Raw genomic sequence first — 21,494 nt, 5'->3', positions numbered from 1 at the left:
TCTGAAATATCTGTTGTTCCTATTATTTTAACACAAAAAAGCCGGCCCCCACCATAGGAGAAGCCGGCCTTGAAAATTTATTTGAATAGGTTTTTCATTGCTTCCTGAAGCTGTACATCATTCTTTTCGGAACGGACCGCTTCAAGCAGCTTGGACTGGATAAGCTCTGCAGTATTGCCATCAACCTTCCCTGTTGCGGAAAGTTCATTTTTCGATTGGAAGCTCTTCACGGCATTTTCTGTTTCCTTACTGAAGTAGCCATCCTCGCGTCCTGGATCAAAGCCCAGACCTTTTAACATAAGCTGAACATTTTTCACTTTCTCACTATTCGTATCATAGCCCAGCTGTTCTTCTTTTTCCAGATTGATCGGATTCGCATAGAAGAAATCCGGCTGCTTCACAGGAATCGTAGGCTCCACACCTTTTTCATGAATCCAGTTTCCATCAGGTGTCAGCCATTTGTAAAGCGTAAGCTTCAGGTTGCTGCCATCGCCCATCGGCACCGCCTGCTGGACGGTTCCTTTACCAAATGAAGCATCTCCGACGATTTCATAATTTCCAGCCTCTTTTAAGGCACCTGCCAAAATTTCAGAGGCGGAGGCACTTCCTTTATCAATCAATGTGATAATCGGATATGGCTTTTGTTCTGTAATCGAGGAGAAGAAGCGCTGCTTTTCTCCATTACGCTGTTCAATCTGTACATAAGGTTTATCCTTGGTCACCAATTCGGAAGCGATGATCTGCACCTGCTCGAGCAAGCCTCCTGGGTTTCCACGGACATCTACAACAAGCCCTTCGATGTTCTGGTCCTCCAATGCAGCTAGCTGTTTTTTGAAATCCTCACCCGTATTTTGGGAGAAGGATGTAATCTGAATGTATCCGACCTTTTTGCCTTCATGGTCATAGGTCTCCGAGTAGACGGTTTCAATCGGAATCGTATCACGTGTCACTTCGACCACGAACGGATCCTGTACGCCAGGACGCTGGATCTGAAGCTTAACCACGCTTCCCTTTTCACCGCGGATTTTAAGTACCGCCTGATAAAGGTCCAATCCTTCAATATCCTCTTCGTCCACTTTCAGTATCTGGTCATTTGGCTGCAATCCCGCTTTTTCTGCCGGCGAGCCTTTGAATGGGGAGACGATGGTCACTTTCCCATTCTGCATGCCAACCTCTGCTCCGATTCCCTCAAAAGAAGATTCAAGGGACTGGTTGAATTGGTCGGCCGTTTCTTTATCCATATAGACGGAATAAGGGTCCTCCAATGTATCGACCATACCTTGGATGGCACCTTGAATGAGCTTTTCGGATTCCACTTCCTCCACATATCTGGAGGATATCATTTCATATGCCTGTTGGATCTTCGCCATTTGGGAGTCCAGGTCCTTGGCTGTTTCCTTGGATGGTTCTTCAAGTGTGATATCAAAATCCTGTGACTGCTGAGAAGGAACAGCGGAAGCCGGGTTCGACCCAAGCCATGTAAGAGCGGCATATGTGCCTCCTGCCCCAACTAAAACGGATAGTACCATTAATAATGTGACGATTTTGCGATTCATGAAAGCTCCTCCTCATCCCTATACCCAATACCGAACGACTAATATATGAGCAATTGTATCACAGCCCTGCATGGTTGGAAATTAAAAACGCTTATGTAAACGGCCTGCTGTATCGTTTTAAAAAATCACTCGCTAATAGGTAGGCTAATGTTGCAGTAAAAGGCATTACACGTTGAAAGTGTAATGCCTTTTGTCAGAACTAGTATATGTGGTGCTTGTACATAATATGTGTATTTTTTAGAAATTAATATAGTTAGCTGGGTTTACTGCATTGGACTTGGAACCGTTCCATGAACCTTTGTGCAATTCAAAGTGTAAATGCGCTCCGAATGAATAGCCTGTGTTACCCATTACGCCGATTTGCTGTCCTTTGGATACAGATGTACCTGCTGGTGCTCCCGGACGCTCCAGATGCGCATAAACAGTTGTAAATGTTTGTCCATCAATGTAGTGAGTGATGAACACTACATTACCATAGGAACTGGAGTAATATGATTGGAATACGGTACCGCTGGCTGCTGCCACGACTGGTACATCACCAGATCTTCCGTTTTTACCGATATCAACACCAAAGTGATTTCCACCCCAACGTCCCCCAAAACCAGAAGTTACAGAACCTGTAGCTGGACGTGTCCAGTCACCTGATGATACTGGTGGTGGAGAAACAACATGTGCAGGTGGTGCCGGCTTACCAGCCGCTGCCGCTGCTTCTGCAGCTTTTCTTGCCTCTTCCGCTCTTCTTGCTTCCTCAGCTTCTCTTCTTGCACGCTCTTCCGCTTCTTTTCTTGCTCGTTCTTCCGCAGCTTGAATTTCTGCGCGAATCGCTTTTTCTTGTGCTGCTAGGATCTGCGCTTCATTTTCAAGCTCGTGGATCTCATGCATCGTTTCTTCTTCTTTTTTCTTAAGCTGCGCCATTAGTGCATCTTTTTCTTTAATTTGATTTCTCAGTTTTACTTCCATCGCTTCCAATTCTGTCAGCTGCTGCTCTAGGGAAGCCAGTTTTTCACGTAGTTCCAGCTCTTTATCCTCTAAAAGCTGTAAGTCCTCTTGATGAGCTTTTAAAATATCACGGTCTGCTTGTACAATCGTAGCTACCGCACCAACGCGGTCTAAGAAATCTCCAAAGCTTTGTGCTCCCAGTAATACATCCAGGTAGTTAACGGCTCCTCCACCCTGTTGGAAAGAGCGAGCGCGATCTTTTAGAAGCTCATTTCTTTTTTCAATACGTTCTTTTAAAACAACAATCTCTTCTTGTAGTTTTGTAATATCTTGTCTTGTTCCATCAATTTCTTCTTTTTTCGCACTGATTTTCGCTTTTGTTTCACCAACTGCTATATCTAATTGCTTTACTTCTTCCGCTAAAGTCTTCTGTTCAGCTTGAAGCTGATTCACTTCATCCTGCTTACCGGACCTTGTTGATTCATTATTGGATTGTTCATTTCGTACGTCATTCAGCTTTTCTTTTAAATTTGCAGAAGCTGTATCTGATAAGCCAGTAGAGAAAAATCCAGAAAATCCTATAACGGCAGCAATAGCGACTGTACCAATCTTTCTTCTCATCCCTTGTTTCCCCCTAAAATCTTATGTACTGATAGGGATTAATTACCAATCCCCATCAGGTTTTTTGTTTTTTATTATGGGTAGACCATTAATATGGAATCTTTTATACTCTTAAAAACTTTCGGACGGACATCATGCTTCCCCAAACACCGATGAATGCACCAATTGCAATCAGGATTCCAATGACTTGGAAGGCGAAAGGATAGAACGGAAGCAGTTGAATGAATGTGCCTTGGATTCTCGGTTCTACCAAATCTATCAGATAATAGTAGGATGTGAGAATGATTCCGATAGGCACGATGGAACCCAACACTCCCAGCCAAAGTCCTTCAAGGAAGAACGGCCAGCGGATAAAGCCATTGGTTGCACCAACCAGCTTCATGATTTCGATTTCTTTTCTTCTGGCAAAAATGGTGATCTTGATCGTATTGGAGATCAGGAACATGGCTGTAAAGACAAGTCCAAGAATCAAGGCAAGACCTACGTTTCTAGCAATCTCGAATACTTTAAATAATCGTTCCACCGTTTCGGCCCCGTAAATGACCTTATGTGTGAAATTCATTTTATCTATTTTTTTCGCTGCCGCGATCGTGTCCTGCGGATTAGCTGTCTTTACAATGAATACATCGAAAAGTGGATTGTTCTGTTCAAACAGCTCAAATGCGCCACCATCCTCACCAAAACTGTCAACCAATCCTTTCAGTTCCTCTTCCTTTGATGAATAATCGACCGTTTCGACTTCCGGTAATTTCTCTATCTTATCACGAAGTGCGTTCTGATCTTCCTCTGTTGCTGTAAGATCTATGTGCACCCGGATCTCTACGTCTTTTTCGATTTCATTCGCAACGCTGTTCAAGTTCATCATGAGTACAAGGAATACTCCGACGAGTAATAGCGTCACGGTTACGGCACTGACGGATGCGAATGTCATCCAGCCGTTTCTTGCCAAGCTTTTAAGACTTTCCCTGAAATGCCGCAAAAGAGTTCTAGGCTTCATATCCATAGTCCCCCTCTGCTTGGTCACGCGCGATTTTACCATTCTCGATTGCAATAACACGCTTTTTAATCGTGTTTACAATTTCGCGGTTATGCGTCGCCATGACTATTGTTGTGCCCTTGTCGTTAATTTCTTCAAAGATGTTCATGATTTCCCATGAAGTATCAGGATCAAGGTTTCCTGTCGGTTCATCGGCAATCATTACCTTAGGGCTGTTTACAATCGATCGTGCAATGGAGATACGCTGCTGTTCTCCTCCGGAAAGTTCATTCGGCAGATGGCGAGCTTTGTGCTTCAGCTTTACGAGATCTAAAACTTCCATCACACGCTTCTTGATATTTTTCGGACTTTCTTCGATAACTTCAAGCGCAAAGGCTACATTTTCATATACAGTTAATTGCGGGAGGAGTTTAAAGTCCTGGAAAACCACCCCGATATTTCTTCTTAAAAGGGGAACCTTGCTTTCCTTCAGCTTGGATAGGTTCACACCGTCTATGATGATGGAACCGCTTGTCGGTTTTTCCTCGCGGTACATCATCTTGATGAAGGTGGACTTCCCAGCACCACTCGGACCTACTACATAGACAAACTCTCCAGCTTTAATATTTACATTTATTCCATCAACAGCTTGAACGCCGTTAGGATACTTTTTGAAGACGTCTTGCATTTGTATCATTTAATCACCTATTGGGTTAGAATATTTGAATAGAATACTTGATGAAATCTTAATAAAATACTGTAGCTGCTAATGCGGGACAGCTATCTCCACAAATGGATTTGTATATTTATCACAAATTTCCGCATAAATTCACCACTTCATTATAACATCTATTTCGACAAAATCAGAGTTTTAATTATTACAGTTTCTTTTCAAATTAGAGTCATAGTTGGAAATAGAGGTTATTTTTTCCTAAAAAAAAGGAATTTTCGTGGATAATGTCGATTAATCGGAATAGAAATCTATCTTTTCCTGGGGAATTTTGTAGAAGAGAAAAAACAAAGCCGGAGTTCACAGAACCCCGGCCAAGTTTGTTAGTTGTTATTTTTATTCAATAGTCAATACATCTGCACCAAGGATAGCTCGATCAAGTTCACCCTTCTTTGCATATACCGCTACTCGATATTGTCCGGCAGGCAACACTGTACCATCAACTAGAGTACCATTCCAGTCATGGTAGTTATAGCCTTTGCCAAGATCACCTGCATAAAGAGCATCACCAACATAGGTTCCAAGTCCCCCCGTTGCAGTTGCCGTATAAATCCACACCTGCAATTCTTCTGCACCGCCAGGCAGGTAGGAGTAGAATTCAAAGTTGTTATCTCCTATTGGAGTGAATCCAAAGTGAGTTACACGAGGGTAGTCAGGCTCTCCAACAAATAGGATAGTAGGAACCTCGATTACTGTGTCTCCCTCGGAAACTATTAAATGTCCTTCATAGTAACCAGCCGCTAATTTAGAAGCGTCTACTTGTACATTCACATTGACCTTTTGAGTTTTGCCTGGATTAACTTTCAGATTTTTACTTGTAGTCACTTTCACATGTTTGCCTACTTCATTTTTGAAAGTAAACTCCGAAGAGTAAACTTTTGCTTCATCAGACAGATTTTGAATTTCGAATTGCTGTTTCTCCACTTGCTTCCCTTTAGGCTTCTCAAAAGTTCCAAAAGAATAGCTTCCAGGATTCACTAGAGTTTCGGCTTGTAATGCATCCACCACTCGAATGCTTCCTGCTCCTTGAGTGTTGTGCGGATATTCATTTCCTGTTGCCGGGTTGATCAGCTTCTCGGCTGTATTCATCAATGCCGATTTCACTTCAAAGACACCCCAGCCCGGGTTAGCCTGTAAAATTACTGCCGCAGCACCCGCGACGTGCGGGGAAGCCATGCTTGTCCCTTGCTTCGCTCCATATCCGTGTGGGGAATCAGGGTTGAATGTTGGAACTGTACTCACGATATTCACACCAGGTGCGGATACATCCGGCTTGATCATCCACGTATCGATTACAGGACCGCGGGATGAGAAGTCAGCCATCGTTTCGCCCACAGCTTTATCAAATTGAATATTAAAGCTTACGGTCACGTCTGCCACTTTTGCTTTTAACGCTTCTCCATCTGCCTGGTTCAGCATGATTGTCGGAACTGCCATTCCTGGAATCAGCGGCATTGTACCTGCCACGTTATTGTAAAGAACGGCTCCTTCTGCACCTGCTTTCGCCGCTTCTGTTGCTTTGTCCACGAATGGGATACCTGCTCCACGGCTGATCAGAGCGATTTTACCAGTCAAATCTTTTCCTTCAAAATCAGCTGGCGCACCAAAACCTACATCCACCAGTTCAAAAGCTTGTCCGTTCAAGGATAACAATTCCTCTTCCGATGGGAATCCTTGCACTGCGGAGGATGCGTAGGATACGCCGTCCGATGAAGTAGTAGTAGCCTTGTAGACATTGTACGGCAATTGTGTTGCCCCAACGGAGATCGCTTCTCTTGATGTACCAGGAGAGCCGACTGTCCAATTATTTGGACCACTGTTTCCATTAGAAGTAACCGCAACTACCCCTTCTGCCATTGCTTGATCCAATGCGATGGAGGTTGCCCAATCCGGTGCATTCAAGGAATTACCTAAGGAAAGGTTCATAACGTCTGCACCGTCTTGCACTGCGCGCTCAATAGCTGCCACTACATTTTCCGTGGTCCCACTTCCACCAGGACCAAGAACACGGTAGGCAAGCAAGGTTGCATCCGGTGCTACCCCTTTGATCTGTCCATTCGCCGCAATGGTACCTGCAACGTGGGAACCGTGTGTCGTCTCTGCTCCACGCGGATCTCCCTTAGGAGTTTCCTGCGGGTCATTGTCGTTATCTACAAAGTCCCACCCCAGATATTCCCCAAAGTTCGGCGCTAAGTCAGGATGTGTGTAATCAACCCCTGTATCAATTACCGCGACTGTTACTCCTTCACCGGTAAATCCTAGATTCCACGCTTCGTTTGCTCCAATGAATGGTGCAGAATCGAACATCTCTGGGCTATATTCTTCTTCAGATATAAGCTCCTCTGTTGTGGTGTATTCCACATTAGGATAGACCGCCTTTACTCCAGGAGTCGCTAACAGACTAGGAATCTTGTTCGCTGGAAGCTCCACGGAGAACCCAGAAAATACATAGTAGTATTCACGGTTCACTTTATTTGTCGATACCCTTTTATCCAATTCGCTCTTTACATGATCACGAGCATTTTTCAAGTTTTGCTTTGTTTGCTTTTTCCCATTGTGCTTCGCTTCTACAATGGACTGTTCCTGTAATTCAACAAGAACGGTAACCGCTTTTGAGGAAGATAAATCGAAATCACCTTGTAATGTAGCTAGTTCACCCTCTGAATCCTGTGAGTTAGCTTGTACACCATTTGAAGAGAATGTACTAAAGACCAGTACAAACGCAAACAACGGCATAAGAGCTGTCATCCACTTCTTTTTCAAATCTCCCACTCCCCCATACTTTTAGTTAATGAAAGCATGCTATACTCTGAATATTCAGAACTATAGACGCAGACCATTACATAAATTGTCATTCGACAATCTAAATAAAAGTATATTTACAAAAATTTTAATTTTCAATATAATTTTCCATCCCTTTGGCGAATGAAAGAAAAAGGGGAAAATTGAAGGAGTAATATGTAATTTATTCCCTTTAAATATGGATTTAACGTACTATTTTCTGAAAATAAAAAATAGTATAAAAGATAGGGTGTTTTTTATATCAGAAAAACATTTGGTAATTTTTAGTTAAATAAAAAAGATTCCTTCTAAGGGTATTTCCCTAAAAGAAACCTTTCTGTCATTATTTTTGCTCCGCCAACCAGGCAGCAACCGTAGTCGCTTCTTCACCTTTGACGATGCCGCCCTTCATTTGGCCTTGTCCGTTTGCAATGATCTCTTCAATTTCTGCCTGGCTGTACTTGCTTCCTACCTTTTGAAGGTTTGGACCGAATCCGCCCTCCAGGTTACCGCCATGACAGCTTGAACAGCTTTGCTGGAAGATTTTTTCCGCTTCTGCAGTATCAACGGCACCGCCGCCCTCTTCTGCAGGTGCATCAGTGGCTGTATTGTTCTCTTCACCGCCACCACACGCAGCCAACATGAGCAGTGACGTTCCAAATACGAATGCTAAAAAGTACTTTTTCATCAGGTTGTCCTCCTAAGGATAGAAGTAAAATATACCAACATGACATTATTATATCCTATCTATTCCCTTCTATTCCCTTTTAAAACCTTCCCCAAGTACCTCTGACGCGTTCATAACGACCACAAACGCAGATGCATCAATGCTCCGCACCACTTGTTTCAATTTTGTGAATTCAGTCTGATCGACCACACACATCAGAACAGGACGTTCATCCTCCGTATAGCCGCCAGTAGCAGAAAGCTTTGTCACACCACGATCGATCTTCGTCAAAATCGCCTGCTTGACCTCTTCTTCCTTCTGCGTAATGACGATTGCCATTTTGGAATACCCAAGTCCGACCTGAACAAAATCAATCGTTTTACTTGTCACGAAAAGACCGATGAGTGCATACATTCCTAGCTCCAGATCGAATACGATTGCTGCAGAAATTACTATAAGTCCATCAATGGCTGCCACACATGTCCCCAGGCTGAGCCCGGTATACTTATGGATGATTTGTGCTGCAAGGTCTGTACCACCAGTAGAAGCTCTCCCACGGAAGACGAGTCCAAGTCCGAGACCTACCCCAATCCCTCCGAAAAGACTTCCAAGCAGCGGATCTTTTGTCGCAGGCTCAAGTCCAGCTGTCCAAAGTACAATCAACGGCAGGGTAATCGTCCCAACCAGTGTTTTTAAACCAAATTGTTTTCCGAGCAGGATGACGCCTGCAAGGAATAACGGAATATTGAAGCAAAGCTGCACAATACCCGGCTCCCAGCCCAAAGTGGCATCCAGAATCGTACTGACCCCGCTTACCCCACCAGACGCCACCCGATTCGGAAGCAAAAAAAGGTTAAAGGCAAGCGCCACAATGGCCGAACCCAAAATAACATATGTATATTCTTTTACCCGTTGCATAACAGGATTTACTTGATAACCGTTTCTATTGCGATGTTTCAATTTACTGTCCCTCCAAAGTTGTCCCTATTAAAAAAATTCACACAACGAGCAAGAGTATAGCACGCAGATGTAGCGGTGTAAATGGTATTGGTATAACGTGGTAAAGCGTTAAATAGACGGGTGTTTGGTGGTAGTGTTTGTTAGTTTGGTGGGTTTTATGAGGCGGGTTGAAGGATGGGCGGAGTAAAGGAAGACTTAGGCAGGGCACCATCGGAGACGGCGGCGAGGATGAAATTTGTCTACGGATGTCAAATGGAGCGCAAATTGAAATTATCGGGCGAAAAAAACCTATTATCGGGCGTAAATCCAAAAAAACGGGCGAAACAGACCTGTTATCGGTCGAATCCGAACGTGATACCCGTACCCCTATAAGTATTAACCAGCTCTTTCTGCTAAATAATAAAAAAACCCCCAGCCAACCGGCCGGAGGTTTCCTATATTTTATAGCTTGGAACGTAAATACGCATCAATGAACGGATCCAAATCGCCATCCATCACGGCCTGGGTGTTACCCACTTCCGTATTGGTACGGTGATCCTTCACCATTGAGTACGGATGGAACACGTAGGAACGGATTTGGCTTCCCCATCCGATGTCTTTTTGCTCGCCGCGGATTTCATCCAATTCCGCCTGCTGTTCATCCAGCTTCTTTTGATAAAGCTTGGCTTGCAGCATCTTCATTGCACGCTCACGGTTTTTGATCTGGGAACGCTCTGTCTGGCACGTTACCACTACATTAGTCGGGATATGCGTGATACGGACAGCGGAATCGGTCGTATTGATATGCTGACCACCGGCGCCACTCGCACGGTACGTATCAATTTTCAGATCTTCCGTACGGATGTCGATTTCAATGTTATCATCGAACTCCGGCATTACTTCACAGGATACGAAAGAAGTATGACGGCGGCCTGATGAATCGAACGGCGAAATACGTACAAGACGGTGTACGCCTTTTTCCGCTTTCAAATATCCATAGGCATTGTGACCCTTGATCAATAGCGTAACGCTTTTGATTCCTGCTTCGTCGCCAGGAAGGTAATCCAGTGTTTCCACTTTGAAGCCTTTGCGCTCGGCCCAGCGGGTGTACATTCGGAGAAGTAGAGAACCCCAGTCCTGTGATTCCGTTCCGCCTGCACCAGGATGCAGTTCAAGAATGGCATTGTTTTTGTCATGCTCCCCGCTTAGTAAAAGCTGAAGCTCAAATTTATTGAAGTCCTCGGTGACAGTTTTCACCTCAGAGGAAAGCTCCGCTTGCAGCTCCTCATCCGGCTCTTCTTTTAAAAGATCGTAAGTCAGTTGAAGATTTTCGTAGTTTTCACTAAGTTCATTAAATTGGCTGACCGGCTCTTTCAGGGCGTTCGCTTCGTTGATGACAACCTGCGCCGCGTTTTGGTCATTCCAGAATTCCGGGTTGGACATTTCATTATCCAGCTCTGCGATGCGTCGTTCTTTGACCTCTAAGTCAAAGAGACCCCCTAAACTCGACTAATCGCTTAGCCATTTTTTCTAATTCATGTCTGATTTCTACTAATTCCATATCATTCACCTCATATTTATTTCGCACAAATAGTTTGTTGCTCACTAATAGTCTATTCTAACGTATTTTATGAAAATAAAAAAGCGGGGGAAGCTAGTTCTTTCCAATCGCACGAAAAAAGCGGGGCCGATATGCAGCCCCACCTTTTCAAAAAATTACTGTCCGCAGCAATTCTTATATTTCTTGCCGCTTCCGCAAATGCATGCGTCATTACGGCCGATTTCCATCACTTTTTTTACTGGCTTTTTCTTAGGAGGCTCGCCGCCGCTCTCTTTCGGAACAACCGCCTGGCCTTTTGCCACCTCTTGACGCTGAAGGTTGTTGCGGATTTGTGCCTTCATCACATACTTCGCAACGTCATCCTCGATAGCGGCAATCATGTTCTCAAACATGGAGAAGCCTTCAAACTGGTATTCACGAAGCGGATCGATCTGGCCGTATGCACGTAAATGGATACCCTGGCGCAGTTGATCCATTGCATCGATGTGATCCATCCACTTGCTGTCCACGGCACGAAGCACGACAACCTTTTCGAACTCACGCATCTGTTCAGCGGATAGCTCCTGCTCTTTTTCATCATAACGGGCTTTCACTTTTTCCAGGATGACCTCAGAAATTTCCTCCGGCTCTTTTCCACGGAAGTCGTTGACCGATACAGCACCCTCTTCAAGCAGGTTCGCTTCTACATAATCCACGATACCTTGAAGATTCCACTCCTCAGGAAGATCCTCTTTCGGAGTGTAAAGGCCGACATTTCGCTCCACAGAGGAAGTGAGCATTCTCTCTACCACTTCACGCAGGTTCTCGGAATCAAGCACTTCAAAACGCTGCGTGTAGATAACTTCACGCTGCTGACGAAGTACATCGTCATATTGTAGAAGCTGCTTACGCGCATCAAAGTTGTTACCCTCGACACGTTTCTGCGCAGATTCCACTGCCCGGGAAACCATCTTGCTTTGGATAGGCTGGCTATCATCCATGCCAAGACGCTCCATCATCGCTTTCATATTATCGGAACCGAAGCGGCGCATCAATTCATCTTCCATGGAAAGATAGAATTGCGTTACCCCCGGATCTCCTTGACGTCCGGAACGACCACGAAGCTGATTATCGATACGGCGGGATTCATGGCGCTCTGTCCCGATAACCGCAAGACCACCAACCTCTGTCACACCTTCGCCGAGCTTGATGTCTGTACCACGTCCAGCCATGTTCGTTGCGATCGTAACCGCACCCATCTGCCCTGCATCCAGGATAATCTGCGCTTCACGTCCATGGTTTTTCGCATTCAGGACATTATGCTTAATGCCGCGCTTTGTCAAAAGACGGGAAATCACTTCAGACGTTTCAATCGCAACCGTACCTACCAGTACAGGCTGACCATTTTTATGACGCTCTGCAATATCATCCGCCACAGCGTTAAACTTGCCTTCAATACTTTTATAGATAAGATCCGCACGGTCATCACGCACGATATCCTTATTCGTCGGAATTGCAATAACGCTCATGTTATAGATGTTGCGGAATTCCTCTTCCTCCGTTTTCGCTGTACCAGTCATCCCGGCAAGCTTTTCATACATACGGAAGTAGTTCTGGAACGTAATTGTCGCAAGCGTCATGCTTTCATTCTGAATATCCAAGCCTTCCTTCGCTTCAATCGCTTGGTGAAGTCCATCGGAATAGCGACGGCCCTTCATCAGACGGCCTGTAAATTGGTCAACGATGACCACTTCGCCTTCCTGCACCACATAATCCACGTCATTGTGCATCGTTACATGCGCTTTTAACGCCTGGTTAATATGGTGGTTCAGGGCAACATGGGAGATATCAAACAAGTTCTCGATGCCAAAAGCCTTCTCCGCCTTCGTAATCCCATCCTCCGTCAATTGAACTCCTTTCGTTTTCACATCATACGTGTAGTCCGTGTCACGGATCAATGTACGTGCAAAAGCATTCGCCTGGATGTAAAGTGCCGCTGACTTTTGCGCACTTCCTGAAATGATGAGCGGTGTACGCGCCTCATCAATCAAAATGGAGTCGACTTCATCGATTACGGCATAGTGAAGCGGACGCTGTGTCATCTGTTCCTTGTACAGCACCATGTTGTCACGCAGGTAATCAAAGCCGAATTCATTGTTTGTTCCATATGTAATATCCGCTTTGTAAGCTTCAATTTTTTCATCACGGGAAAGTCCGTTCAGGTTCAAACCGACCGTCAAGCCAAGGAATTGATAAAGCTCACCCATCTCCGTCGCGTCACGGCTTGCCAAGTATTCATTGACCGTAACAACGTGAACACCTTTACCGGTAATGGCATTCAAATAAACAGGCATGGTCGCAGTAAGCGTTTTACCTTCCCCTGTTTTCATCTCGGAAATATTCCCTTCATGCAAGGAAATACCACCCATCAGCTGAACCTTATAAGGATAAAGACCCAACACACGCTTTGCCGCTTCACGGACAACCGCAAAAGCTTCCACAAGCATGTCCTCCAAGCTTTCACCCTTCTGGTAACGAGCCTGAAACTCAGCCGTCTTCTCGCGCAGCTGCTCGTCCGTCAGCTTTGCAACATCCGCGCTAAGTGAATCTATCTGATCCGCCATTTTGTCCAGACGTTTTAATTGACGCTTATTCATATCAAACACTTTATTCAATAAACCAAGCATATATGAACGCTCCTCTGTACCTATAGTCTAATAGCCTACAATAATATTTAAATTTTAACACTTATTAGGGGAAGGTACAACTCAAAGCGGTGAGGCTAGCGGTAAGTAAAACCCATCACTCCAGCGAAAATTGTCGAACCTTCCTTTTCACGAATTTAAAAAAGGGACCCGAAATGGGCCCCTTTATCATCAATAGGATTCAATCAAACCGTATTTCCCATCGTTACGTTTATACACGACATTCGTTTCGTTTGTCGCCGCGTTCAGGAATACGAAGAAATTGTGTCCTAACAGGTTCATTTGTAAAATTGCCTCTTCACTGTCCATCGGCTTCAGATTGTAGCGCTTCGTTCTCACCAAGTCCGCTTCGTCCTCCTCATCCTCCACTGCTACATGGGATGGGGCGCCGTTGTCTATCACTTCATTGAATAAGTATTTAGGTGAACCCGTATCGCGAAGCTTACGGTTCACTTTCGTTTTATGTTTTCGGATTTGACGTTCCAATTTATCCACGACCAGGTCGATCGCAGCATATAGGTCATCATGACTTTCCTCTGCACGCAGTACCAATCCTGTCATCGGAATCGTCACTTCAATTTTTTGTTGGTTGTTGTAGACTTTCAGGTTGACTTTGCTTTCTGCATTATCAGTTGAGTCAAAATAGCGCTCAATCTTTCCGATCTTATTCTCTACATAATCTCGGATTGCTGGAGTTACCTCAATGTTTTCACCGCGAACGTTGTACTTCATAAACGAACTCCTCCTTTTGTTACTGTTTGGAATACTTCCTCCAAACAATGCGTCTACACCTTTCCAATTTTAGGAAAGTTAAGCTTTTATTAAAGCTATGTAAACATATTTCTACAATACCCAACAGCTTTCCTGCCTAAACGTAAAATAAATGTGAAGATTATGTGAATCTCTTTATTCCAATGGCTCTGACGGGTGAAACAAGTATATGCAGGACAAAGGTAAAACTTGCCTCGAAATTGGAAAAACTCTCTTGAATTTCTCAAGAGAGTTAATGTGTCAATAGAGGTAGAAGTTGCTTCTGCATATCCAGCTTCCATTCCTCAAATGCAGGAATGAGATAAGTGGAAAAGACCTCTTTTTCTTTTATAGGATGCGCACTGAAATGGCCTAATGATTCCAATTCATCAATGAACCCTTCGAACTCAGTAATCACCTTCAAGGCATCTTGCTGGTCAGAAAACCAATCCACCATAAAAACATGAGTCTCCACGATCTTGGTGATGGCCAAGTAGCTATCCTCTTTAACCTGTTTGGCTGTATTTGATGCAGGCTGATCCGCATTATCACAAAGATAAAGAAAAGCCTCTTCCAAAGACTCCAACAGCCCATTATACTGCTGCAGCACCAAGAACTCCTCTTCGCTCAAACGCATCACCCTTGCCACCTAATTCCTCTTGTCATAATACATCCCATCAATCGAAACACCCGCATACGCCTGACCATACGCCTTCACCGTTTTCTTTGATTGCTGTAAATGACTCCATTCCTGCTTCATCTGCTTTTGAAAACTCTCAAGCATCGGAGTAATCCTCTGACTCTTATCTGCCACCCTGCGACCAAGCGCCATCTCACTCTCTGAAAATGGAGAAGCCAGCTTCTTTAATAGTACATCGCGAATCTGAAGAGCCTTGTCGATTTCTGCAATATACGTGTCACGCTGCTCCTCTGCAGGAAGGTCGTTTTCCAATAAAGCAAGAAGATGTGTGGTCACCTTATCCAAATCCTCAACTACCGTCATTACGCCTGTCCACCCTGCGCGAAAGCCTGCTGGCGGTTGGTCTGGATGACCTGCTTCCATGTATCACGGAATTCGGTCATGAGGGCTTCGACTTCTTCAATGATTTCGGAGTCGTTTTTGATATTTGCCTCGATCAGGCGGCGATTCATGTAGTCGTACATGGATAGCATGGATTTTGAGACTTCTAGATCGGTGTTTAATGTTACCATGAGCTCCTGAATGATTTTTTGAGCTTTGATTAAATTAGTATTTTTGAGTTCAAGGTTCTTCTCTTCAACCCCTTTTTTCCCAAGTCTCATAAACTTTAAGCATCCATTATAGAGCATGAGGGTAAGTTCACCGGGAGAAGCAGTCGAGACTGAATTTTGTTGATATGCCTGGTATGGGTTATTGATTGCCATTATTGAACACTCCTTTTACGGTCACCCATTGTTGTAGAATTGACTCATTAATTGCATGGATTGTTGGTTGGATACGTTGATTGCTTTTTCCATGGCTGTGAATTGGCGCCAGTAGCGTGCTTCTTTTTGTTGGAGGCGCATTTCGAATGTTGAGATACGTTTATCTACATTTAAAAGTTCTCGGCCGATGGTGAACTGTTGGTTCGTTCGCATGGAATTTCCAGCACGGGCTTCGATTTGTTGAATTGTTGTTCCAACAGATTCTCTTAACCTTCTAGCTAGCCCTTGAGACGAGGAATCTGCTCCGTTTGCCGTGAAAAGTTCCATTACGGATGCTGAATCTTTTTGGATGGCTTCTCTTAGCTTGACTTCATTGATTACTAGTTTTCCACCATCACGATAATTCGCACTTGTAGAAATTCCAATTTGAGCAAGCTGATTAAATGCACCAGTTGCACCTGATAAAGGCTCATAAAAATTCGATCTCAGTTGCCCAATACCGGAAGTAAGAATCGAATCATTTTTTAAAAGCCCACTTTTAGCCTTTTCCTCCCACTGTTCAATCTGCTTTTCTGATAGCGGTTCCCTTTCTTCATTGGTTAAAGGCTTGTAATCACGATAGACAGCTTGTGAAGTTTTTTCATTTATTTTAGTTATTAACTCATTATACTTCTCAACATAATTCTTAATGGCATCAAAAGTTTTGTCAGTATCGTTATTGACAGATATGACTGCTGATTCACCCGACATGTTTTGGTTAAGAGTGAATGTAACTCCATTAACCGAGAATGTATTGGAGTTTCTTGTGGTAGTAACACCATTTATAGTAACCTGCGCCGCTGTTCCACCTTGTTCATTTGTTTCATTCAATCCGACAACGCTTGTTAAGAATAGACCACCAAATTCAATTTCAGCAGTTGCAGAAGCGCCTTTAAATGTGCCAGCCTCCCTTTTCGTCACCATCATAGTATTAGACTGTTCATCATAAAAAGCCGTAACTCCTAATTTCGAAGCATTTATTTTGGACATTACATCTTCCATGCTAGCTGTACCATCAAGAGAAAAAGTTTCATCAACTGCTTCACCTAGTTGGTTGTAAGTAGTCATTGAGAACTCAAATGCAAAGTGATCGTAGTTAAATCCTTTAACAGTACTACCTGTAGCGATAGGATCTTTAAATGTCAGTATCCCTGTATTCTCATCCAATAGTACCTGGCTATCCGTCAAATCAGCCTCAGAAGTATCTGTAGTCACAGTAAAGACCTTATCTATTCCACCGATATTCACTGTGATTTCACCATTACCATTTATACTTGCAGCATCTATCGCACCTTTGGCCAGTTTAATAGAATTTGTCTCAGCAGCTATAGTAATATCATCTTGAGTAACTGTTTTTGTAGTCCACATGTTACTCATTGCATCTCCGCTAGTGAATTTGCTTCGTTGTTCCCACAGTCCTTTTGATGATTCTAACGTCTGTCCAGAAGTAACGAATCCTGAAGTTGAGTTGGATGCTGCTGTTGCCACAGTTACATCTGAAATGGTATAGGAAGCATTCGCAGCTGTCGAAGAAGCAATAGCCGAAACCTTCGTATTACTGGATGTGACCTGCTTCTGAGAATAAGTTCTTTGTAAAGTCATATCAAATGAAAGGTTTCTAAAATCCGTTAATAACTTATTTAGATCTCGATAATCGTCACGTTTCCACTCCAGCAACTGTTTCTGCTGAGTGAATTTATTCATTGGCATCCGCTCTGCCTTCATTAAATCACTGACCATCTGATCGATGTCCATCCCACTTGCAAAACCACTTATTCGCATTGGATTCACCACCTAAATCTTTTTATCTACAAATAATCCCATATATTCAGTCATTGCTGCATACATGTCCAAAAACTTCTTTGAAGGAATCTCACGGATTACCTCATCTGTTGCAGAATCTACTACTTTTACATAGTATTCTTTTAACTTTTCATGCAACTCGAAACGAACTGAAACATTGACAGGAGTGACGAACTCATTCATTCCCTCTACTATTTTTTCCATTTGAATCTTGCTAAGTTCGGGATGCTTTTCTTTTGTTTCCTGAATTGAATTTTCCACCTTATTCGAAACTGTCTTATGACCTTGTAATCTAGTTGTATTGTCTATGCTGGTCCCTAATTTTGTTATGTTCATACGGGTTCCCTCCGACAAAATGTATACTCTAGTGATATTATCGGAGAGTTTATAGAAAAGTGAAGGAAATTTGCTCTTTATTTGTTTTCTTAATCCCATTTGTCATATAATTATAGGGAACATACATTCTCTTTCGGAGGTGGTAGAATGCTATCTGATTTAACAGATATTCAAGTTAATGTTTTGCTCGCAAGTATTATAGGTGATGGGGAAATCACCAAAATTTACAAAGGTAGTAGGCGAAAAAATAATAGCTACAGGGAGCATTATGGGAAATCCCAAGAGGAATACCGCAAATGGAAAATAGGGTTTCTTCCAGAACACCTTTACTTAACCCCTAACAGTCAAACTGTCAGGTCAGCTTCTCAACCTTTATTTACAAACTTATATACACTATTCTATAAAGATAATTGCAAGCAAATACCCTCAGACTTTCTACACTTATGTACATATCCTCATTTTTTAGCCATTCTTTATATGGACGATGGATCGTTATCCATTTCTCACAGAGTGAACCACAGAAACAAAAAAATATATCTTCTTCCACATATTTACTTATATCTTCAATGCTACGAAAAAAATCAATTAGTCATTTTACAAAAACACATTCAATACACTTTTGATATCAATTTAAAACTTAGTTCCAGAAAAGATGGATCAGGATTTATTTTAAAAACTACGACTATAGCAGAAACTATGAAGTTTTTAAATACGATTAACCCTATTACGAAAAGCTGCCCCACCATGTATTATAAAACTGAATGGAGTTTTCGATTGGAGTACGAAATTTCCAAGTGGAAGAATAGATACTGTGATTATGAAGTAATAGTAAGTAGCTCAGATCGATATAAAAACTACTCAGAAGAAGAAATTTCAACATTAGTGAAACTGAAACGTCAAGGGGTTACAGACAGAGAAATAGCTTTACATCATGGAAGGACTTATTGGTCTGTATTATATAAACTAAGTGATTAAGAAAATTAAGTTTAATAAAATAATAAATAGATAAGAAAAAACCTTAGAGAGATCTCTAAGGTTTTTAGGAAAATTAACGAAGAAGTTGTAATACTCCTTGTGGTTGTTGGTTCGCTTGCTTTGCGACTATGTCTTTCGATCATAGAATAGACTATATCTTCATCCTATTCATATAGGAGCTGGGCACTTCGAACAGCTTTCGCTGCCCTACGAGATTCATAGTCATAGCTTTCGCCTTAGACCGTATTCCCTAGTCGTTGAACCTTCTCCATCCTTTCAGAACAGGAGCTTGGCTGCTGATTATCCATTGTTACATCTTCGTCATTTTCAAACCGTCATGTTTACCGTTTCCAGTTACACTGTGGTTGAGAAGCTTTAGGATGTTCCAGCAATTCACCCAGTTATACTCTAGCTCGTTACCAAGCTAGACGCCCTTCAATCAATTTACCTTAAGAGTTGTAATACTCCTTGAGGAAGTTGATTCGATTGAGCCAACATTGCCTGTGCTGCTTGGGAAAGAATAGAATTTTTAGTTTGATTCATCATCTCTTTCGCCATGTCAACGTCACGTACTCTAGACTCAGCAGCTGTTAGGTTCTCAGACGAGTTATCTAAGTTACTAATTGTATGCTCTAAACGGTTTTGATTGGCACCAAGGTTAGAACGAGCAGCAGATACTTTAGCGATTGCTGCATCTACCAATGCAACATCGGCATCAAATGAAGTACCATCAGCTGCTATTCCACTAACTGTTAATTGTGTTGATGTAAACCCTTCTCCTGCTACACCTGAATCAATTGTTAATGTATGTTGTTGACCAATATTAGCCCCTATTTGGAAATCTGCAGAAAAACTTCCATCTAACAATTTTTTTCCGTTAAATTCTGTACGGTCAGCAATTCCGTCTAGCTCAGAATTTAATTCTGCAATTTCGTCTTGAATAGCAGTTAAGTCATCTGCTTCAAGTGTTCCTGCATTACCAGCTTGAACAACTAATTCACGCTGACGTTGTAAAATCGCATGAGTTTCATTTAACGCACCTTCAGCAGTTTGGATTACGGAGATACCATCTTGAGCATTACGAGATGATTGCTCTAATCCTCGAATTTGCCCACGCATTTTCTCAGAGATGGAAAGACCTGCTGCATCATCTCCAGCACGGTTAATACGAAGCCCTGAAGATAATTTTTCCATTGATTTTCCTTGTGCATTAGATGCATTATTCAACTGACGATGCGTGTTAAGCGCAGCAATATTGTGGTTAATTCTCATTATAATTTTCCTCCTTGAGTTGTCGCCGATTTCACGTCCTTGTGTAATCGGTACTATATTTGCAGATAGGTCAAAAGTCGGCCGCCTTTTGATTCTATTTGCTTACATGTTTTATATCGACCTGAGTCGACAACGTTTAATAGGGTTTGGAGAAAAATTAACATTATTTTTTTATTTGTTGTGACAGGGCCTGAAGCAGGTCCAGGGAGGAGTGAGATGCTGCGTTGTTTTCTTCCTGGATGGATAGATAGATTTCTTTGCGGTGTATTTCCACATGCTTTGGTGCTTCAATTCCGATTTTCACTTGGTCACCGCTTATGCCGATCACTTTAATTTCGATATCATCGCCAATTTTAATTGCTTCGTCTTTTTTACGTGTCAGTACTAACATATCGTCTCCTCCTTTCTATTTTGATTCAGCCTCTTGGAATAGTTTGTGTTTTGTTAAATAGGACGAACCTGTCAGGATGACTTGCTTGCCTAGCTTTTTCTTTCTATTAATGACAACAGGCGCCTGCAGGTTTGCCGTTGTTCTTGTAAATGTTTCCTGGACAGTCAGTACAGTAAACACTTCCACATCCTCCGGGGCATTAAGTTCAAGAGCCTCGACAGTTTGTTCCTCCAGCTTAAAATCATAGTCCGAGAAGAAAGCAAATGGATTTGTAACCACAAATCCTAACTCTGGAGTGCTTACGCTTTGTAAAATCTGAAATTCCCCATCTTCAGAGAAAGGGATTACCGTGAATTGCTTTTCTTCATTGAATCCTGGTATGCCGTTAGGAAAAGTTACGACATCCTGCTCTGATACTTCTAAAACTCCATGATACTTCGTTTCTATTTTCATCTTTTTCACAACCTTATATAGTTTGTTCGTAACCGCCTGTGCCTACATGGCGCAGATTCTCGAAATCTATTTTTAATGACTGGTATTTTGCAAGATTTACTTCTGTTGAACCCGGGGTGTATTCATGAATTGGTTTATTGGTCTGCACTTGGATATTGGGCCTGTTTTCCTTGAAGCGGATTTCCACTTTGCCTGGATCATAGTCAATTTTCACACTAAAGTGGGAAGGAGTCCAGCCAATATTGAACTGATCTTGTGGGCCCTCACTATTGCGTTTCGCCTGACGTGCAATGGCACTGCCTCCATGCTCGATCCGCATCATTTCATTCCCGTCCTGAGCAACGCGCGCCAATCCCTCAAGCCAATCCTGATAGCCTTGCTGAGCCGCTTCTTCAATCCGCCTTCCAACACTTTTCAAGTCCATATCTTCCCTTGCCTTGGTCTGGTCTATGCTTAAGCGGGAAGGGGTTCGGTCGATCGTCAATTCCGCTTTAGGCTGTTCGAATGTCATTTCGGCCTTGGGCTGCTGGATTTCCTGAATCGGCTTTCTTATAGCCAATTCGGTCTGCGCAAATGTTGACTCCAATCTTATTTGAGGAAAAAGCATGGTTTAACCC

At 42.9% G+C, this 21,494-nt stretch carries 20 protein-coding genes; 1 reads left to right on the top strand and 19 read right to left on the bottom strand.

Annotated elements, in window-relative coordinates; translation table 11 throughout:
* Positions 1-77 precede the first annotated feature (77 nt).
* From ABN702_RS00360 to flaG, 15 genes are all read right to left on the bottom strand, one after another.
* Positions 78-1,556 carry a S41 family peptidase gene (locus ABN702_RS00360; RefSeq protein ID WP_417898914.1) on the bottom strand — a complete coding sequence of 493 codons (1,479 nt, stop codon included), beginning with the start codon at positions 1,554-1,556 and terminating at the stop codon, positions 78-80.
* A gap of 237 nt (positions 1,557-1,793) precedes the next feature.
* Positions 1,794-3,116: a murein hydrolase activator EnvC family protein gene (locus tag ABN702_RS00355; protein ID WP_417898913.1), complete on the bottom strand. Its 1,323-nt coding sequence runs from the start codon at positions 3,114-3,116 to the stop codon at positions 1,794-1,796.
* 103 nt (positions 3,117-3,219) lie between these two features.
* On the bottom strand, positions 3,220-4,113 hold the full coding sequence (ftsX, locus tag ABN702_RS00350; RefSeq protein ID WP_417898912.1) for a permease-like cell division protein FtsX: 894 nt from the start codon (positions 4,111-4,113) through the stop codon (positions 3,220-3,222).
* Positions 4,103-4,789, bottom strand: coding sequence for a cell division ATP-binding protein FtsE (gene ftsE, locus ABN702_RS00345; protein ID WP_204412565.1), 687 nt, complete (start codon positions 4,787-4,789; stop codon positions 4,103-4,105). Before ftsE ends, ftsX begins: the two co-directional genes overlap by 11 nt.
* Before the next feature lie 369 nt (positions 4,790-5,158).
* Positions 5,159-7,585 (bottom strand): S8 family serine peptidase, encoded by a 2,427-nt coding sequence (locus ABN702_RS00340; protein WP_417898911.1) that lies wholly within the window; start codon positions 7,583-7,585, stop codon positions 5,159-5,161.
* Between the two features lie 361 nt (positions 7,586-7,946).
* A complete protein-coding gene (cccB, locus tag ABN702_RS00335) occupies positions 7,947-8,291 on the bottom strand; it encodes a cytochrome c551 (RefSeq protein ID WP_417898910.1) in 345 nt (114 codons plus the stop codon).
* A gap of 69 nt (positions 8,292-8,360) precedes the next feature.
* Positions 8,361-9,188: a YitT family protein gene (locus ABN702_RS00330; RefSeq protein WP_417901005.1), complete on the bottom strand. Its 828-nt coding sequence runs from the start codon at positions 9,186-9,188 to the stop codon at positions 8,361-8,363.
* Positions 9,189-9,671: 483 nt separating this feature from the next.
* A protein-coding gene (gene prfB, locus ABN702_RS00325) for a peptide chain release factor 2 (protein WP_417898909.1) occupies positions 9,672-10,770 on the bottom strand; the annotation gives its coding sequence in 2 pieces (ribosomal slippage) (positions 9,672-10,697 and positions 10,699-10,770; 1,098 coding nt in all).
* Between the two features lie 155 nt (positions 10,771-10,925).
* Positions 10,926-13,436 (bottom strand): preprotein translocase subunit SecA, encoded by a 2,511-nt coding sequence (gene secA, locus ABN702_RS00320; protein ID WP_417898908.1) that lies wholly within the window; start codon positions 13,434-13,436, stop codon positions 10,926-10,928.
* Positions 13,437-13,625: 189 nt separating this feature from the next.
* On the bottom strand, positions 13,626-14,186 hold the full coding sequence (gene hpf, locus ABN702_RS00315) for a ribosome hibernation-promoting factor, HPF/YfiA family (protein WP_224839949.1): 561 nt from the start codon (positions 14,184-14,186) through the stop codon (positions 13,626-13,628).
* A gap of 271 nt (positions 14,187-14,457) precedes the next feature.
* Positions 14,458-14,841 carry a hypothetical protein gene (locus tag ABN702_RS00310; protein WP_417898907.1) on the bottom strand — a complete coding sequence of 128 codons (384 nt, stop codon included), beginning with the start codon at positions 14,839-14,841 and terminating at the stop codon, positions 14,458-14,460.
* Positions 14,842-14,853: 12 nt separating this feature from the next.
* Positions 14,854-15,207 carry a hypothetical protein gene (locus tag ABN702_RS00305; protein WP_417898906.1) on the bottom strand — a complete coding sequence of 118 codons (354 nt, stop codon included), beginning with the start codon at positions 15,205-15,207 and terminating at the stop codon, positions 14,854-14,856.
* Positions 15,207-15,608: a flagellar export chaperone FliS gene (fliS, locus tag ABN702_RS00300; protein ID WP_417898905.1), complete on the bottom strand. Its 402-nt coding sequence runs from the start codon at positions 15,606-15,608 to the stop codon at positions 15,207-15,209. Before fliS ends, ABN702_RS00305 begins: the two co-directional genes overlap by 1 nt.
* Before the next feature lie 21 nt (positions 15,609-15,629).
* On the bottom strand, positions 15,630-17,429 hold the full coding sequence (fliD, locus tag ABN702_RS00295; protein ID WP_417898904.1) for a flagellar filament capping protein FliD: 1,800 nt from the start codon (positions 17,427-17,429) through the stop codon (positions 15,630-15,632).
* A 12-nt stretch (positions 17,430-17,441) separates the two neighbouring features.
* Entirely contained in the window at positions 17,442-17,786 is a 345-nt protein-coding gene (gene flaG / locus ABN702_RS00290) for a flagellar protein FlaG (protein ID WP_417898903.1), read from the bottom strand.
* Positions 17,787-17,933: 147 nt separating this feature from the next.
* On the opposite strand from flaG, the gene ABN702_RS00285 reads away from it, so the two are divergent.
* Positions 17,934-18,761 carry a DNA endonuclease gene (locus ABN702_RS00285; RefSeq protein ID WP_417898902.1) on the top strand — a complete coding sequence of 276 codons (828 nt, stop codon included), beginning with the start codon at positions 17,934-17,936 and terminating at the stop codon, positions 18,759-18,761.
* A gap of 444 nt (positions 18,762-19,205) precedes the next feature.
* Here ABN702_RS00285 and hag read toward each other — a convergent pair whose 3' ends face one another.
* The 4 genes from hag to ABN702_RS00265 form a co-directional block, all read right to left on the bottom strand.
* Positions 19,206-20,033 carry a flagellin Hag gene (gene hag / locus ABN702_RS00280; protein WP_417898901.1) on the bottom strand — a complete coding sequence of 276 codons (828 nt, stop codon included), beginning with the start codon at positions 20,031-20,033 and terminating at the stop codon, positions 19,206-19,208.
* A 163-nt stretch (positions 20,034-20,196) separates the two neighbouring features.
* Positions 20,197-20,424 carry a carbon storage regulator CsrA gene (gene csrA / locus ABN702_RS00275; protein ID WP_224839939.1) on the bottom strand — a complete coding sequence of 76 codons (228 nt, stop codon included), beginning with the start codon at positions 20,422-20,424 and terminating at the stop codon, positions 20,197-20,199.
* A 15-nt stretch (positions 20,425-20,439) separates the two neighbouring features.
* Complete coding sequence (gene fliW, locus ABN702_RS00270; protein WP_417898900.1) at positions 20,440-20,877, bottom strand: flagellar assembly protein FliW; 438 nt, start codon at positions 20,875-20,877, stop codon at positions 20,440-20,442.
* Between the two features lie 13 nt (positions 20,878-20,890).
* Positions 20,891-21,484: a DUF6470 family protein gene (locus ABN702_RS00265; RefSeq protein ID WP_417898899.1), complete on the bottom strand. Its 594-nt coding sequence runs from the start codon at positions 21,482-21,484 to the stop codon at positions 20,891-20,893.
* Positions 21,485-21,494 lie beyond the last annotated feature (10 nt).

Origin of the sequence: Bacillus haimaensis (assembly GCF_048270625.1) — a bacterium.
Classification (GTDB): Bacteria; Bacillota; Bacilli; order Bacillales; family Bacillaceae_I; genus Sutcliffiella_A; species Sutcliffiella_A haimaensis.
Note: the sequence above shows the minus strand (reverse complement) of the source record. Positions and strands in the feature narration are given on the sequence as shown.